Genomic DNA, 16,077 nt, shown 5'->3' on the forward strand with positions numbered 1-16,077 from the left:
ACAACATCTCTGTGACTCCTGCGATCTACTACCTCAGCCGCCCTTATGGCGATCTCACTGATGGTGGAAACCGTGCCTTCGGTGGCGACCGTCAGAACAATTCCAGAGACACTCAGTTCAACAACTTTGGCGGCCTCCTGAAGACCACCTTCAAGTTCTGATCACTAAAAGATTGATCCCCCTTTTGAGGAATGTTCTGTTATTTGCTTTCCCCATATTACAGAAGAGTATGAGATTTTTAATGGAGAATTGGCTTCTAAAGTGATTGTCTGAGGTCCACGCCTAGCTGCAAAAACTTATCCATCGTGGTTTCTGCTGGTGGCTTACTCCTTAATCGTGTTAGCCGCTGCTTTGGCTCGAACGATCACCTCTGGAGGAAGGGAGATGTAGCCCAGCGCGGGAGCTTTCGCTTGGGATTCCTCCGACAACATGTAATCGAAGGTTGATTTGAGTACATCCGTGTTTGCTCCGTTGCCGTTGGCGTAAGCCAGCACCCAGGTGAAGGTCACGATCGGATATCCGTTCTCTGGATTGGCATTGCTACCGATGAGATTGGGTCCGAGGTCGATGGAACCCAGGGCACGATTTGCCGTGGCATTGGTTGGCACCACTTTTTCTCCGGAGCCGTTTTGAATGGCAGCCGCTTGTAAATCCCCTTTGACATAGGCCAGCTCGACATAGCCAATCCCACCATCAATCTGGGTGAGTTGAGCGGCGACACCCTCATTGCCTTTGGCTCCTACGCCTGTAGGCCATTGAACGGATTTATTGGCGCCTACAGCGTTGCTCCATTCCGAACTGATGGCAGAGAGGTGCTTCGTGAAGTTGTAAGTGGTGCCAGAGCCATCGGAGCGATGCACCACTTTGATGGCTTTGGATTGGCAGCCCAACTCCTTGTAATCACGAATCTTGCCTAAAAAGATTCCAGCAAGTTGCTCTCGTGTGAGCTTCAATTCACAGCCTGGATTGTGATATGCCACCGCGATGGCGCCTGCTGTCATCGGAACCTGGACGACGCCGCGACTCACTTTGGCAATGGCTTCGGCTTGCATTGGCTTGTCAGAAGCCCCGAAGTCAACGGTGCCTGCAGTGAATTGACGGACTCCTGCACCTGATCCAACGGATTGGTAATTGACCTGAATTCCTTGTGGTGCCAGATCTTGGAACCAGCGTTGGTAAATCGCAGCTGGGAATGAGGCCCCCGCTGCTGATAGTCGGCCTTGTTGTTTGCCAGTTCCCTGATTGCCCGAGGAGCAGGCAGCAAGACTGAAAGCGGCAGCAACGCTGATCAGTGCAGTACTGGAGGGGCTCAAGAAACGGCGAAGCATGAGATCGAAGGAGCGATTTACTTGCATGTCATCTCTAGATCTGAGGTGTCAAAGACCAATAAAGATCGAGATTTGCTGACAAACCCAGTCTGCCGTAGCAGGCGCCAAAAGAACTCCGTTTCGATAATGCCCGCTGGCCAGAATCAAGCCTGGCTCCAACACGTCAAGCAATGGTGCTGGCTGTCCAGAGGGTCTGGCCCTGAGGCCATGCCATTGATCGATCACCTCGGCCTGTTGCAGCCAGTGGGGTGCCAGGCCATCCAATCGCCGCATGATTGCAGGCTCTTCAGTGGAAGGTTCCTCGCCTTGTTCCAGGGTTGCTCCAAGCCAAAGACGGTTGTTGCCATGGCGAATCAGATTGACTCCATTGCAAACCAGTACTGCTGGCCAGTGATCCCATGCCTTGCTGGGGGCCGAGACTTGAAGATCCAGCACCTGGCCAAGCACTGCACCCATTGGATAGTCGTGCCCAAGAGGTTGGAGCAACAATGCACTGGCCAAGGCTGTGCAGAGCACAACAACGGCGCAGTCAATGGTGCGGTCTGAGTCCAACTCCAGGTGCCAGCGGTTGTCTTCCCCGGTGCTCGTTCGATGGAGTTTTGTCACGCGAGCCGGTAAAAGCCCGACCTTTTCTGCCTTGAGGCTGCGTCTCAGCGCCCGTTGCAGGGCAAGGGGATCAATCCGTCCGTCATGTTTGGAAAGCAATCCTCCATGCCCAGGATTGGGCCAGGGGACCGGATGGGATCCCGTGTTCACTGAGCTGAAGCTTTCGAGCCCAAGGTCATGGCGTTGATTGGCTAATGCCTCCATGCGTTCTGCCTCCATTGGGTCAGAAGCCAGTTGGATCAGAGGAGAGTGGAGCTGCAGGGGCGTATCCGGATGATTCAGCCTCTCCACCCATTGAGGCCAAAGCTCCATGCTGCGTTGACGCAGCCGCCAAGCCCGTCCGCTTGATCGACGGAAGACGTTCCCCATCAACACGCCAAGCGAAGCAGTCGTGCCATTGAGGGATTGGTCACATTCGTTGCTGCGCTGAATCGGCGCGTCTAACGACGGGTCAATCAACGTGACGGTGTGTCCTTGACGGGCCAGATGCCAAGCCGTGCCGGCGCCGACGGCACCAGCACCAATCACGGCAATCGAGGTAATCAGCTCAACGCTTCGGCGGGAATAACGCGGGCGTAATTAGCAAAACCCGTTGCAACGGATGTGTAGGACTTTTGCAAGCGTGTTCCGTCTTGGAGACGGGCGGCCTCATCCACATCAGCGAGAGCTTCTTTGAGCTTGGTTGCCAGCTTGTTGGCTTCGGCCCGGTCGTTTGGAAGGAGGCGCTGATTGATGTACAGCATCTCGCGACCGACCTCTTGCATCGGTCCGTGAATCAGGTTGCGGGTAAAGGTCCAATCGCGCTGATTAACAAGGGCTGCCAAATCTGGAAGACGTTCCTGGGCTTGCGTGAATCCCTCGGCTTGCCTACGGATGACTGCCATGTCTTCAGGGCTAATCGTTGCGGGCTTGGCATTGCCATTACCGCTGCAGGCCGCGAGGCCGAAGCAGAGGCACACGCAGAGGCAAAACGCAGCGAGGCGACGCAGGGCGCTCAGCATGGGGATCGGTAGAGAAGGGAGTCCGCGAGTTTACCTGCGTAATTCCGTTCCCCGAGCAATGACTGCCAAGAGAGAATGAACTTGTGAATATCTGCTGCGCGTGAACGGCTCAACGGTCATCCTTCAACTGATCTGTCCTGATCGGTCAGCACTTGTGAGTGAGCTGGCTGGTTGGGTGGCAGCCAACGGCGGCAACATTCGTCACGCTGACCACCACACCGACTCGGGTGCAGGGTTGTTTTTAAGTCGGATTGAGTGGGAGCTTGATGGATTCGGGTTGCCTCGGCACGCGATTGAGCCAGCGGTTTCTGCCCTTGCGGAGCGGCTCGGCGGTGAGGCCCAGCTCCATTTCTCCGATGAGTTGCCCCGAGTTGCGATCTTTGTGAGTAAACAGAGCCACTGTCTGCTGGATTTGCTTTGGCGCTCTCGCAGCGGTGAATTGCCGATGGAGGTTGCGTTAGTGATCTCCAATCATCCCGATTTGGAGCCACTCTGTGGTGATTTTGGTGGGCGATTTGTCCACGTACCGGTCACTCCGGCAACCAAGCGGGACGCGGAAAACCGCATTCTTGACCTTCTTGAAGAGCAAAGCATTGAACTCGCTGTGTTGGCGAAATACATGCAAGTGCTAAGCGGTGATTTTTTAGAGCGCTTCTCCCAGGTGATCAATATCCATCACTCGTTCTTGCCTGCGTTTAAAGGTGCTCAGCCATATCACCGCGCCTGGGACCGGGGCGTGAAGTTGATCGGTGCCACGGCGCATTACGTCACCGAAGACTTAGATGATGGTCCGATCATTGAGCAGGCCACCCTGTCTGTGAGTCATCGCGATGAGGTGGAGGATTTGATTCGTAAGGGCCGGGACACGGAGCGATTGGCCTTGGCCCGGGCTCTGCGGTTGCATCTCTGCCGGCAGGTCATGGTGTATCGCGGCCGGACGGCGGTGTTCGCGTGATCCAGCGCATCGATGCATCCCGCCCGCCCCAATCGTCGCGCTGGGGTTGGCGATGTTTCCAGATTGGCTTGTTCTTGCTGCCCTCTTCGGCGCTGCTGGCCAGCTTGTTGTTGTTTCCCTCTCTGCTCATGAGCAGTTGGAGGAGTGAGCGTCCGTTTTGGCGTGACCCCTGGAACGCGCCTTTGTTTTTGGCGTCCTTGTTGATGGTGATTGGATGCTTCGGCTCCTATTCCGGGTCCCTGGCCTGGGTCGGCATGGGGAACTGGTTGCCATTCTTTTGGGCGTTTTGGGGCTTTCAGCCCTACGTCAGTTCGGCTGAGGCACGCCGTCGTTCTGCGCTTTGGCTTGTGGCCGGTAGCTTCCCCGTGGTGTTGACGGGTTTGGGACAACTTTGGTGGGGCTGGCAAGGTCCCTGGCAAGTCCTGGGTGGTTCGATTATCTGGTTCATGACCCCTGGTGGTGAACCTGAGGGTCGCCTGTCAGGACTGTTTGATTACGCCAATATCGCTGCAGCCTGGTTGGCCCTGGTTTGGCCGTTGGCGCTTGCAGCACTGATTCAACCGGGCCTGAGCAAGCTGCGGAGGAGTGTTGTTCTTGGCTTGGTGGCCGCTTTTGTGACGGCCCTCGTGCTCACCGAGTCGAGGAATGGCTGGGGCGCGTTGGTGCTGGCGCTACCGATTGTGTTGGGTCCTATGAGTTGGCCCTGGCTGGTGCCGCTGCTGGTGGTTGGCCTTGGGCTGTTGACTCTCTCTGTTGTTCCTGGGGTGCCGCTGTTGATTCAGGCCCCCGCGCGCTCGTTGGTGCCAGAGGCGATCTGGGGAAGGCTCAGTGATAGCCAGCACGCTGGTGAGCGCGTCCTTGCCTCCACGCGCCTGAGTCAGTGGGGTGTGGCGGTTCAGTTGATCGCTGAGAGGCCCTGGCTGGGATGGGGGGCAGCGGCTTTTTCGGTGATTTATCCGCTCAGAACGGGGAAATGGCATGGCCATGCTCACAACCTTCCCCTTGAACTGGCCATTGCCCATGGTTTACCGGTGGCCGCTTTGGTGGCAGGGCTGGTGTTGGCTTTGTTGATCGTGGCACTCCGTCGTGGGGTCACACGATTGTTTGATCGTGCCTGGTGGGCAGCGGTGCTGATCTTGATGGTGCTGCATGGGACCGATTTGCCGTTTTTTGATAGCCGCGTGAATATTGCTGGCTGGATTTTGCTGGCGGGATTGCGCTGTTTGCTCAGACCGAATCAGGAGCGCTTTCAGGAGCGTTCTCTGGACTCAGCGCTTCACGTTGATGCTTAAGAAGCGTGTCGCTGGGGAGGGGACCATCCAGATGACACCAGGGAAGAATCTGGTGATCGGCCCAGGTGTGATGAACCACCTCCTCCCAGGCGGGTGGCCGGGGCAAAGGCACTCCGGCAGAGCTAGCGGCAGGTAATTCCTCCGACCGTGCGGCTCGATAGGCCTTTTTCCAACCACCAAGACTCTCTTGAGAGCCCCTCACCGCGGCGATCACTGGTGCGAGTCGACGGTCACTGCGGGAGAGCAGGGCCTGGATCACGCTCCAGCCGTAGCTTTCAGGCCGGAGTTCCACCCCTTTGGGTTTGAGTCGTTTGGCGAGTCGTTTGAGGCGTTTGTCAGCTTCTGGCTTGACCCCTTGCCACTGAAAGGGTGTGTGGGCTTTAGGAACGAAGGTGCTCACGCCCAAGGTGAAGCGCAGGCCTGGAGTTTGTTTTTTCAGATCCAGCAGCAGATCGGCGGTGGCCTCGACGTCGTCGTCCTGCTCCGTGGGAAGTCCCACCATTCCGTAGAGCTTGAGGCTTTTCAGTCCTCCTTCTTTGGCGTACCGGGCTGCGTCGTTGATTTCCTCGCGGCTGAGTTTCTTATTCACGACGCGTCTCATCCGATCACTTCCGCTTTCGATGGCGATCGTGATCGACTTGCTACCGCGGCGACTCAAGGTTCCCGCTAGTTGTGGGGTCACGGTGGCCGCTCGTACGGAGCTCACACTGACGCGTAAATCATCAAAGCGGTCTTGATCCAGCCACTCCAGCAAATCGCTGAACTGGGGATGTTGGGTGACAGAGGCGCCTAGCAAGCCAAGACGACGGGTTGCCTGAAGCCCCTTCTCGACGGCAGGAATGAGGCCGTCATCAAGAGACGGGGTTCGGAAGGGCAAGGTGAGATAACTCGCCAAGCAAAAGCGGCACAGTTCCGGGCAGCTGCGCACCACCTCCACCATATGAATGTCGGGCCAGGCGGCCTCAGGGGTGATCACCGTGGAATGGCTCAGGCTGTTGCCCCTCCAGGTTTGCTTGGCGATTCGCTCCGGCAGATCGGCCTCTCTGGGTTTGATGCCCAGCAGGGCGCCGTCGGCACTGAACTGCGGAGCATGAAGATCGGGCACGTAGATGCCGGGGATCTGCGCTAGGTGATGAAGCCGCTTGTGACGGGGTTCGTCCCGCATCTGCTGGACGGCATCGATGAAGGTGGGCAGCAGTTCCTCTCCATCCCCAAGCAGCACGACATCAAAAAATGGGGCCAAGGGTTCGGGGTTGGCGGTTAAAACGGGACCGCCACCGAACACGATTGGATCCTGATCACCCCGTTCATGGCTCCAAAGGGGAATGCGTTGTTGCTCGAGGAGATCCAACAGAACCGGTCCATCGAGTTCCCAGCTCAGGGACAGTCCAAACAGATCACAGCGACGGTGTTGCGGATCTCCCTGATCTGTAAACAGTCTCCTGACATCGAGGTCGGAGCGCATGGCCAAGCTGGCCCATACGAGTTGGTAGCCAAGGCTGGTGATGCCTACGGTGTAAGTGCTTGGAAAGGCCAGCACTGTTTTCAGTGCCCCTGCTTCGGGTGCAGCAGGTTCAAACAGAAGGGTTTCGCGGTTCAGCAGCGCCCATGCATCACCCATGCATCCTGCAGGATCAACGGAGCAGAGACAATTCCTAGGGGTTGTTGTCTTCGGGGTCTGGCTCGTCTTGGTCTGATTGGGGTTTGGGTGGTTGAAAGGCCCGGCGTTCGTTTTCGGCTTGGAGGTGATCTTCCTCGAGAAACTCAAGCCCCATCTGTCGTTCGTAGATCGAGCGGTGATCAAACAGGCGTGCAATCAGAAAACTCGCCAAGCAGGCCACCAGAATTGGTTTCAGGACTAACAAGTCCTTCGTTAAAGCGAAGGCCAAAAACATGGCCGTGATCGGCGTGCGCGAACAACTGGCCACGAAGGCGCCCATCCCTGCAAAGACATAGGTGCTGGGGACGTGGCCGGTGAGTGCTTCCACCCAAATCCCACAGGCGAGGCCGATCGCACCGCCCAGGGTCAGCATTGGAAAAAACAAGCCTCCGGGTGCACCAGAGGCTGCTGCTAATCCGGTGCTGAAAAACAGCACCACAAAGGTGCCGAGCGCCATTGGAATATCTGCTTTCCCATCACCGATGAGGTCTTGTAAGCCTTCGAGGTTGTGAAATGCAGAGGGGAGACATGAATACACCCCACCGAGCAGTGCTCCGCTGATCACCATGCGCAGAACGAGGCGGTCCCGAAACCAACGATGACCTTGTTTCTGCATGGCGATGACGTAGCGGCAATACAGCTCGGCCAACACACCCACAACAACGCCTAGTCCGATCAGGTAGCCCAGATCTATGGGTAAAAAGCTCACCAATGGTTCGTATTCCTTCTCCAGCTGAAAGCCAAGGCCAGTGTCCAGTCCGCTGCCACCTGTGCTTAAACCCGCTAATCCCAAGACATCCGCCCAGGCATCAGCCAAAAAGGTGGTGACGATCACCAGCAGCATTACGACTGGTCTTACGGAGTGCAGTAATTCCTCAATGGCGTAGAAAAATCCGCCAATCGGAGCGTGAAATACGGCCGCAATCCCTGCTCCACCGCCCGCTGCGACGATCACGCGACGAAATGCCGCAGGTGCTCTTAGCCAACGCGCGAGTTGCCAGGCCACCGATCCCCCCATCTGAACGGCGGGACCTTCCGGCCCGAGGGGGAAGCCGCTGCCGATGGCGACGATCCCGGCAACCAGTTTGACCAAGCCCACCTTGAGACCCATCGGGACAGCCCGATGGTTCAGGAATCCCATGATGTGGGTGATTCCGGATCCACCTGCTGATGGTGCCAGCCGCGACACCAGTAATCCAGACACCAAACCACCTGTTGCGCCTAAGCCAGGGAGAACGGCCCAAGCAGGAAGGTCTGCCAGCAGTTCCAGGCGCCAGGCACCTAAAACTTTGATTCCTTCCTTAAACAGCACTCCCGTTAGGGCTGCGCCAAGCCCTGTGAACATCAAGGCGAGCACGACCACCAGCCAGCGCTGTTCGAGCAGCCGGCGAATGCTCCGACTCGAACCGGATGGATCTTGTTTTTCTTCTAGGTCGCTAGCTGCTGTCATGGCTTTGAGCGGATGCCGTTTAGGCGCCGGCCATGACCTCCGCTTGTTCCGTAGCGCTCAGCACTCGGCCCTGTTCGACGAAGTTATCGATTTGGTCGAAGTTGAGGTATCGGTACAGCTCTGCGGAGAGTGGGTCGATTTTCTCCGCGGCAATCCGTTGGTATTCATCGGGTGTGGGAATGCGTCCGAGTAGGGCGCAGACAGCGGCTAATTCAGCGCTGCCCAGGTAGACCTGCGCTCCTTTGCCAAGCCGGTTGTTGAAGTTGCGAGTGCTGGTGGAGAACACGGTGGTGTCGTCATCCACCCGGGCTTGATTGCCCATGCAGAGCGAGCAGCCTGGCATTTCCATGCGGCTGCCGGCTGCTTCAAATGTGGCGTAGTAGCCCTCTTGCTTGAGCATGTCCTCGTCCATACGCGTGGGCGGGCAAACCCAAAGCCTGGCAGCGATGTCGCCGGCTTCTTCGAGCACTTTGGCCGCGGCGCGGTAGTGGCCGATGTTGGTCATGCAAGAGCCGATGAACACCTCTTGAACGGCTTCGCCAGCCACTTCGCTGAGCAGCTTCACGTTGTCGGGATCGTTCGGGCAGGCGAGGACGGGTTCGGTGAGCTCATCGAGATTGATCTCAATCACTTCGGCGTATTGAGCGTCGTCATCCGCTTGAAGGAGTTGGGGGTTGGCCAGCCAGTCCTCCATCACCTTGATCCGTCGCGCCAGGGTGCGGGCATCGCTGTAGCCGCGCGCAATCATGTTTTTGAGCAGCGCCACATTGCTGCTCAGATATTCACTCACGGTGGCTTCGGACAATTTGATGGTGCAGCCTGCGCAAGAGCGTTCCGCCGTGGCGTCCGTGAGTTCGAAGGCTTGCTCCAGCTTGAGATCTGGCAGTCCTTCAATTTCCATGATTCGGCCATTGAAGACGTTCTTCTTGTTGGCTTTTTCCACGGTGAGCAGGCCCTTTTGGATCGCGACCCAGGGAATCGCATTCACGACATCGCGGAGGGTGACCCCCGACTGAAGAGAGCCGCTGAACCGGACCAGCACCGATTCGGGCATGTCGAGGGGCATGGCGCCGATGGCGGCAGCAAAGGCCACAACCCCTGAGCCTCCCGGAAAAGAAATGCCGAGGGGGAACCGGGTGTGGCTGTCACCTCCTGTGCCCACGGTGTCGGGCAAGAGCATGCGATTGAGCCAGCTGTGGATGATGCCGTCACCGGGGCGTAGGGCAACACCGCCGCGCTGGGCAAAGAAATCAGGCAGTTCCTTCTGGGTCTGCAGGTCTACTGGTTTGGGGTAAGCGGCGGTATGGCAGAAGCTCTGCATCACCAAATCAGCGGAAAAGCCCAGGCAGGCCAATTCCTTCATTTCGTCCCGGGTCATGGGCCCGGTGGTGTCTTGACTGCCAACGGTGGTCATCAGCGGCTCACAGCTCGTGCCGGGACGGACGCCTGGAAGACCGCAAGCTTTGCCCACCATTTTTTGCGCCAAGGTGAAGCCTTTTCCCGTGTCGGCAGGGGCGCTAGGCCGGATGAACGTTTCAGAAGGAGCTAGTCCCAGTTGGCTGCGCACCTTGTCGGTGAGAGCGCGACCAATCATCAGTGGGATGCGACCACCAGCACGCACTTCGTCGCTGATCGTGCTCGGCTTGAGTTCAAATCGGCTGATCACCTCGCCATCGCGTTCGATCATGCCGGCGTAAGGGCGAATCGTGATCACGTCACCGGTGTTCAGATCGCTGACATCGCACTCAATCGGCAAGGCGCCTGAATCTTCCGCAGTGTTGAAAAAGATGGGAGCAATTTTGCCGCCAATGATCACTCCGCCGGCGCGCTTGTTGGGAACATGGGGAATGTCATTGCCGGTGTGCCAAAGCACGGAGTTGATGGCGCTTTTTCGAGAGCTTCCGGTGCCGACCACATCACCCACATAGGCCACGGGATGACCTTTCTTCTTCAGGGTTTCAATGGTGTTGAGTCCCTCTGGATCACGGGTTTCCAACATCGCCAGGGCGTGCAATGGGATGTCGGGACGGGTGGTCGCGTGGGTGGCTGGTGAGAGGTCGTCCGTGTTGGTTTCGCCGTCCACCTTGAACACGGTGACGGTGATCTCTTCGGCGAGTTGATCTCGCCGGGTAAACCATTCCGCTGCAGCCCAGCTGTCCACCACCTGTTGGGCGTAACGGTTGCTGGTCGCTAGCTCCATGACGTCATTGAATGCGTCGTAGACCAAGAGGGTGCGGCTAAGTCCTTGAACGGCACAGCTCGCAAGCATCTCGTCTGGATGCTTCAGCAGTTCGATCAGTGCGGCGACGTTGTACCCGCCCACCATGGTGCCGAGCAATTCCACCGCCTCCAAAGGCGCCACCAATGGGCTGGATGCTTTGCCTTGAGCGACGGCACTTAACCAGGTTGCTTTGACATAGGCCGCTTCATCCACGCCGGGGGGAATGCGTTCGCTCAGCAGGTGCAGCAAGGTCTGCTCTTCTCCCGCCGGTGGATTTTGAAGAAGTTCCGTGAGGGCCTGCGTCTGAGCGGCATCAAGAGGAAGCGGCGGGATGCCCTGACCTTCCCGTTCCTTGGCGTTCTCGCGATAGGTGCTCAGCATCGGTTTTGGCGGCGCAGACAGCGATACACACCATTGTTGTTGGTCAGCGTTCCACCCTGTTGTTTCTAACGGTGGATCGCCTTGCGTAATCTGGATTGAATTTCAGGCCAAGGCATGACCACCACCCACGATCTGCATGTGGTGGACACGCGACCACTGATTCCACCGGCTCTGTTGCATCGTGACCTGCCCATTGATCCAACGGCTTTAGAAACGGTGGCGACGGCTCGCAGCCGCATCCAAGCCATCCTGCGTGGATTGGACCGCCGACTCTTGGTGATTGTGGGGCCCTGTTCTGTCCATGACGTGGAGGCGGCCAGGGACTACGCCCGTCGTTTGGCGCCCTTGCGTGAGCGCCATTCCGCTGAGCTGGAGATTGTGATGCGGGTGTATTTCGAAAAACCCCGCACCACCGTGGGATGGAAGGGGTTGATTAACGATCCCCATCTCGATGGCTCCTATGACATCAATACGGGGCTACGGATGGCCCGCTCCCTGTTGCTCGATTTGGCTCGGGAAGGAATGCCCACCGCGACAGAGCTGTTGGATCCTGTGGTTCCTCAGTACATCGCCGATTTAATCAGCTGGACCGCGATTGGTGCACGCACCACGGAAAGCCAGACCCATCGTGAAATGGCCTCAGGCTTATCGATGCCTATTGGCTACAAGAACAGCACCGATGGCAGTGCCACGATTGCCATTAATGCCATGCAGGCTGCTTCCAAGCCCCATCATTTCCTCGGCATCAATCGTGAGGGTCATGCTTCGATCGTTAGCACCACAGGAAACCCAGACGGTCACTTGGTTTTACGGGGTGGCAATCGCGGCACCAATTACCACTTGGAAGCGATTCAGGATTCAGCTGCGGAATTGGCTGGTGCAGGTCTGCCTGATCGCTTGATGGTGGACTGCAGCCATGGCAATTCCAATAAGGACTACCGCCGTCAGGGTGAGGTCCTACAGGCAGTGGCTGCTCAGGTGGACCAAAAACTGGATCACATCATGGGAGTGATGATTGAAAGCCATCTCGTGGAAGGCAACCAAAAGTTGGCTTCAGATCTATCCACCCTCACGTACGGGCAGAGCGTGACCGACGCATGCATCAGCATCGAAACCACAGCTGAGCTTTTGGGAGAGCTTGCAGCCTCTGTTGCCAAAGCAAGGTTCAGTTAGTGCGCAGTCGTTCTTTGGGGTGATCAGGCTGTCATCCAGGACCAACTCAGGGCTACGCCAAGGGGAACGGTCAGGTTGTCGATGCCCCAGACGCTCATTTGTTCGAGCCCGACAGCCAACGTGCAGACGGCCAAAAGTCGAAGTGGGTTGATTTGACTTTGGGTCACTAGCACTAAGGCGAACAACACCACAGCACTGGTGATGGCCATCGTGCTTGTGCCGATGAAGGACTTGCGCTGCTCCAAGACCATCCAGTTTGGGGAGAGAACGGCGCGCCCAATCAGACCTGCCAGGCCATCACCGAACGCCATCACCAGCACACCAGCACAGGCAGCAGCTGGATTTTCAGCCCAAAAGAGGATCAGAAGCAGACAGATGGCGACGCCATAGGCAACGGTCCCGTAGCTCTTTCGACCCACGTCCTCCACCGCAGGCAGCAAGTGCCAACGGTGATTGATCAAGGTGATCAGGGTGACCACCGCAGCGCAAGGCACTGCAATCGCGATTGGAATGCGGAGAAACCAGGCGAGTGGAAGAACCGGTCCAGTGCCGATGTGAACAATCTTTCGACTCAGCTCGCGTTGATCCGGCCAGCGTTGACGGCAGACCAGAGCGCTGCCTAAGACACCGCCCATCCAGAGGGCGATGAGCAAGAGAGATGGCAGAGGCAAGGACGACTCAGGCGGCCTGTTGATGATTGGTCATCGTGCGTAATTTCAAAATGGCTTTGGATTCGAGTTGGCGGACGCGTTCTCGTGACACATTGATTTGACGGCCAATTTCGGCAAGGGTGAGGGGTTCTTCTCCACCAAGGCCGAACCGTAAACGCAAGATTTTTTGTTCGCGCTCGTTGAGCTGTGAGAGCCAGCCGCCCAGGTGCTCCTTCTGAATGCTGCGATCCATGCCTTCCATCGGTTCATCGCCGTTGGGATCTGGGATCAGTTCTCCGAGGGTGCTGCGATCTTCTTCGCCCCGGGCATGAGCATCAAGAGAAGCGCAGGGGGCGCTTTGGGAGATGAGTTCTTCGAGGTCTCTCGGTTCAATACCCATGGCATGAGCCAACTCCAAACGGTTCGGTTGACGCCCGAAACGATGGGAAAGCTCCCGGGTGATCTTGCGCATTTTCGACAGCTTTTCACTGATATGAATCGGCAGACGGATCGTGCGCGCACTGTTGTCGATCGCCCGTGTCATCCCTTGCCGAATCCACCAGTAGGCGTAGGTCGAAAATTTGTAACCCATCGCGGGGTCAAATTTGTCGACAGCACGTTCAAGCCCGATCGCCCCTTCCTGAACGAGGTCGAGAAGTTCGAGACCTTGGTTTTGATATTTCTTGGCGACACTCACCACCAACCTGAGGTTGGCAGCCATCATCCGATCGCGTGCTCTCTTCCCCATCCGGATGCGATGGCGTTGTTTAGGGGTGCGGTCTTCTTCTTGAATGTCAAGAAGCTCTTTCATGGCTTGCACATGATGGGCAAGCTCAATTTCTTCAGCAGCCGTTAGGAGTGGTACACGCCCAATGCTGCTTAAGTAATGACCAATTGAATCAGTGGCCAAGCGTCCACCCGAACGACTTCCTCGGCCGGGGCTTGTGCCACGTGAGTGATTGGCTGTATTGCGTCGACTAGCTGTCGGCAATAAAGGTTCCTTAGAAGTGCCTTTAGAGGCAGCCTCATTGGACTCCAGAGGGATCCCCATCACCCTGGTCTCCTGACGAATTTGGGCGCAACTTAGCACCTTGAGCGCTTAGTGGCGGTTGCAATTCTGAAGCCTTTCGATAGCTCGCTATCTGGATCGATTTGCAGTGTCGATGGCTACAGAAATATTGGGTTTTTCCTGATTAAGCCTTTAATCGTCGTTGAGGATTGCTTTCGATTTGGTTGAACTAGTGCATTCCTTTCCAGTCATCAATTAACTGCGATTGGGAGTTGCGCTCTTCTCCCTCGGGATACCGTTGAATAAACGTACCGTCGGATTGCATGTCCCAAGCACCCCTGTTATCGCTTAGGTAGCGTTCAAGTAGGCGTTCGAGCTGTGCTCTGAGGTCGGGTTCTTCAATGGGGGCAACCGCTTCGACGCGTCGGTCAAGGTTGCGTGGCATCAAGTCGGCGCTACCGATGAACACCTCTGGTTCCCCACCATTGTTAAACCAAAAGATGCGTGAATGCTCTAAGAAGCGACCAATAATGCTCACCACGCTGATGTTGTCGCTAATGCCTTCAAGGCCCGGGTAAAGGCTGCACATCCCTCTGATAATTAATTGAATGGTGACTCCGGCTTGAGAGGCTTCGTACAAAAGAGCAATGATTCCTGGATCCACCAGAGAATTCATCTTCGCTTTGATTGATCCACCACGGCCTTGTTTGGCATGTTCGATTTCGCGGCGAATCAATTGTTCCATTCCCTTTCTTAGGGAGACAGGAGCAACGAGTAGCTTGCGGAAGCTTTGTTGTTTGGAAAAGCCTGTTAGGTAGTTAAACAACTCCACGAGGTCTTGACCGAGCTCTGGTCGTGCTGAAAGCAGACCTAGATCGGTGTAAAGACGAGAGGTTTTGGAGTTGTAGTTGCCAGTGCCGATATGCACGTAGCTGCGCAGTCGCTCTTTTTCTTTGCGTACGACCAGAACAATCTTGGTATGCGTTTTGAGGCCAATGACGCCGTAGACCACATGCACACCTGAGCGCTCAAGATGTTTGGCCCATTGAATATTGTTGTCTTCATCAAAACGTGCCTTGAGCTCTACTAGGGCCATCACTTGCTTCCCATTTTCTGCTGCACGGATCAGTGCTGCGATGATCGGGGAATCTTTGGAGGTGCGGTAGAGGGTCATCTTGATCCCCATCACAAGGGGATCATCTGCCGCTTGATTGATAAATTCCTCGACTGAGGTGGAAAACAAGTCGTAAGGGTGATGGAGGAGAACATCGCGACGACGCACGACTGAGAAAATGCTCTCGAACTCCTCTTCTTTGATGGAGCCATCTTCCAACCTTCCCCTCTGCGCTCGGCTGAGGATGGCAGGAGTTTGACCTGAATGCGTTGCATCTTTGAGGTGTGGCAACGGCAGGCTCATCAAGCCGAAAAGATCATCGAGCCCGAGGGGGCCATTCACCCTGTAAAGGTCTTCTTCAACCACGGACATACCGTCCATCAACATCTCAATGACGTCTTGAGGTGTGTCGCTAGCAACTTCCAGGCGGACGACTTCGCCCCCCATCCTTCGCTTTCGCAAGCCCTGTTCGATGGCGATCATCAGATCGTCGGCTTCAAGGTCGCGTAGTTCCAGGTCTGCATCCCTGGTGACCCGGAAAAAGTAATGACCTTCAATGCTCATTCCTGGAAAGAGCAGGCTGAGATTGAAAGCAATGACCTGCTCAAGAGGCACTGCTGTGTGCAATGGCTTGGCATCAGCGCCGCCAAGCTCAGTGGGAATTGAGACAAAGCGCGGAAGGATCTTCTGAGGAACCTTCACCCGGGCCAGCTGGCGTTGCCCCGACTCTGGGTCATGGATCAGGGCGGCGACGTTGAGGCTGAGATTGCTAACGAAGGGAAAGGGATGGGCAGGATCCACCGCTAAGGGCGTTAAGACCGGAAAAATCGCCGTTTGAAAGAAATTGTCCACCCAGTGCCTCTGGGCTTCGTTCAGCTGTTGGTAGTTGAACAGGAAAACTCCGTGATCCTCCAGCCCTACGCGCAGATGGTCGAGGAAATGCTTTTGCTGGGCCTCCAGCAGAGCTGAGAGCTGATTGCGAATCTCATGGAGCTGCTCCCGAGGGGTGAGGCCGTCTTCGCTTTGCTTGTCGATGCCGGCCTCAACCTGAGATTTCAAGGACGCCACGCGCACCATGAAAAATTCATCCAGGTTGTTGCTGAAAATGGCGCTGAATTTGGCCTGCTCTAATAACTGTGTTCTTTGGTCAAGCGCCTGAGCTAAAACGCGCCGGTTGAACGCGATCCAGCTGAGTTCCCGATTGATGTAGAGGTTCCCGGGAAGCATGACGCCGCTC

The 16,077-nt window shown here is 56.5% G+C and carries 12 protein-coding genes; 3 read left to right on the forward strand and 9 right to left on the reverse strand.

Going from position 1 to position 16,077, the window contains the following annotated elements; genetic code table 11:
• Positions 1 to 323 precede the first annotated feature (323 nt).
• The 3 genes from pstS to psbQ are packed head-to-tail and all read right to left on the reverse strand — an operon-like array spanning position 324 to position 2,935.
• Positions 324 to 1,328, reverse strand: coding sequence for a phosphate ABC transporter substrate-binding protein PstS (pstS, locus tag DXY38_RS08745; RefSeq protein ID WP_170952905.1), 1,005 nt, complete (start codon positions 1,326 to 1,328; stop codon positions 324 to 326).
• Between the two features lie 48 nt (positions 1,329 to 1,376).
• Positions 1,377 to 2,462 carry an FAD-binding oxidoreductase gene (locus DXY38_RS08750; RefSeq protein ID WP_115071323.1) on the reverse strand — a complete coding sequence of 362 codons (1,086 nt, stop codon included), beginning with the start codon at positions 2,460 to 2,462 and terminating at the stop codon, positions 1,377 to 1,379.
• Positions 2,463 to 2,476: 14 nt separating this feature from the next.
• Positions 2,477 to 2,935, reverse strand: coding sequence for a photosystem II protein PsbQ (psbQ, locus tag DXY38_RS08755; RefSeq protein ID WP_006854265.1), 459 nt, complete (start codon positions 2,933 to 2,935; stop codon positions 2,477 to 2,479).
• Between the two features lie 100 nt (positions 2,936 to 3,035).
• Between psbQ and purU the strand changes: the two genes are divergently transcribed.
• Positions 3,036 to 3,890 carry a formyltetrahydrofolate deformylase gene (gene purU, locus DXY38_RS08760; RefSeq protein ID WP_115071324.1) on the forward strand — a complete coding sequence of 285 codons (855 nt, stop codon included), beginning with the start codon at positions 3,036 to 3,038 and terminating at the stop codon, positions 3,888 to 3,890.
• Positions 3,887 to 5,182: an O-antigen ligase gene (locus DXY38_RS08765; protein ID WP_115071325.1), complete on the forward strand. Its 1,296-nt coding sequence runs from the start codon at positions 3,887 to 3,889 to the stop codon at positions 5,180 to 5,182. Before purU ends, DXY38_RS08765 begins: the two co-directional genes overlap by 4 nt.
• Here the strand turns inward: DXY38_RS08765 and DXY38_RS08770 are convergent.
• From DXY38_RS08770 to acnB, 3 genes are read right to left on the reverse strand one after another with little or no spacing between them, the layout of a single operon-like run.
• The gene (locus DXY38_RS08770) at positions 5,118 to 6,803 is read right to left on the reverse strand and encodes a radical SAM protein (RefSeq protein ID WP_115071326.1); all 1,686 of its coding nucleotides are present in this window, start codon (positions 6,801 to 6,803) and stop codon (positions 5,118 to 5,120) included. The two genes, DXY38_RS08765 and DXY38_RS08770, sit on opposite strands and share 65 nt — an antisense overlap.
• A gap of 34 nt (positions 6,804 to 6,837) precedes the next feature.
• A complete protein-coding gene (locus DXY38_RS08775; protein ID WP_115071327.1) occupies positions 6,838 to 8,292 on the reverse strand; it encodes a ClC family H(+)/Cl(-) exchange transporter in 1,455 nt (484 codons plus the stop codon).
• A gap of 19 nt (positions 8,293 to 8,311) precedes the next feature.
• Positions 8,312 to 10,894 (reverse strand): bifunctional aconitate hydratase 2/2-methylisocitrate dehydratase, encoded by a 2,583-nt coding sequence (gene acnB / locus DXY38_RS08780; RefSeq protein ID WP_115071328.1) that lies wholly within the window; start codon positions 10,892 to 10,894, stop codon positions 8,312 to 8,314.
• A gap of 114 nt (positions 10,895 to 11,008) precedes the next feature.
• Here acnB and DXY38_RS08785 point away from each other — a divergent pair, with 114 nt between their 5' ends.
• Entirely contained in the window at positions 11,009 to 12,067 is a 1,059-nt protein-coding gene (locus DXY38_RS08785; RefSeq protein WP_115071329.1) for a 3-deoxy-7-phosphoheptulonate synthase, read from the forward strand.
• Positions 12,068 to 12,090: 23 nt separating this feature from the next.
• Here the strand turns inward: DXY38_RS08785 and DXY38_RS08790 are convergent, their stop codons facing one another.
• The 3 genes from DXY38_RS08790 to ppk1 all read right to left on the reverse strand — a co-directional run bounded on the left by DXY38_RS08790 (position 12,091) and on the right by ppk1 (position 16,067).
• A complete protein-coding gene (locus DXY38_RS08790; RefSeq protein WP_115071404.1) occupies positions 12,091 to 12,702 on the reverse strand; it encodes a diacylglycerol/polyprenol kinase family protein in 612 nt (203 codons plus the stop codon).
• A gap of 43 nt (positions 12,703 to 12,745) precedes the next feature.
• Complete coding sequence (locus tag DXY38_RS08795) at positions 12,746 to 13,768, reverse strand: RpoD/SigA family RNA polymerase sigma factor (RefSeq protein ID WP_115071330.1); 1,023 nt, start codon at positions 13,766 to 13,768, stop codon at positions 12,746 to 12,748.
• 187 nt (positions 13,769 to 13,955) lie between these two features.
• Complete coding sequence (ppk1, locus tag DXY38_RS08800; protein ID WP_371411002.1) at positions 13,956 to 16,067, reverse strand: polyphosphate kinase 1; 2,112 nt, start codon at positions 16,065 to 16,067, stop codon at positions 13,956 to 13,958.
• Positions 16,068 to 16,077: the final 10 nt, after the last annotated feature.

The sequence above is a fragment of the Synechococcus sp. UW179B genome (assembly GCF_900474245.1).
GTDB lineage: Bacteria > Cyanobacteriota > Cyanobacteriia > PCC-6307 > Cyanobiaceae > Synechococcus_C.

What these genes read in the sequence shown, in the direction of transcription:
- DXY38_RS08790 (WP_115071404.1), bottom strand. Translation starts at nt 12,702, where the DNA reads ATGGGCGGTGTCTTAGGCAGCGCTCTGGTCTGCCGTCAACGCTGGCCG.
- DXY38_RS08785 (WP_115071329.1), top strand. Translation starts at nt 11,009, where the DNA reads ATGACCACCACCCACGATCTGCATGTGGTGGACACGCGACCACTGATT.
- DXY38_RS08795 (WP_115071330.1), bottom strand. Translation starts at nt 13,768, where the DNA reads ATGGGGATCCCTCTGGAGTCCAATGAGGCTGCCTCTAAAGGCACTTCT.
- DXY38_RS08770 (WP_115071326.1), bottom strand. Translation starts at nt 6,803, where the DNA reads ATGGGTGATGCATGGGCGCTGCTGAACCGCGAAACCCTTCTGTTTGAA.
- DXY38_RS08775 (WP_115071327.1), bottom strand. Translation starts at nt 8,292, where the DNA reads ATGACAGCAGCTAGCGACCTAGAAGAAAAACAAGATCCATCCGGTTCG.
- pstS (WP_170952905.1), bottom strand. Translation starts at nt 1,328, where the DNA reads ATGCTTCGCCGTTTCTTGAGCCCCTCCAGTACTGCACTGATCAGCGTT.
- ppk1 (WP_371411002.1), bottom strand. Translation starts at nt 16,067, where the DNA reads ATGCTTCCCGGGAACCTCTACATCAATCGGGAACTCAGCTGGATCGCG.
- psbQ (WP_006854265.1), bottom strand. Translation starts at nt 2,935, where the DNA reads ATGCTGAGCGCCCTGCGTCGCCTCGCTGCGTTTTGCCTCTGCGTGTGC.
- acnB (WP_115071328.1), bottom strand. Translation starts at nt 10,894, where the DNA reads ATGCTGAGCACCTATCGCGAGAACGCCAAGGAACGGGAAGGTCAGGGC.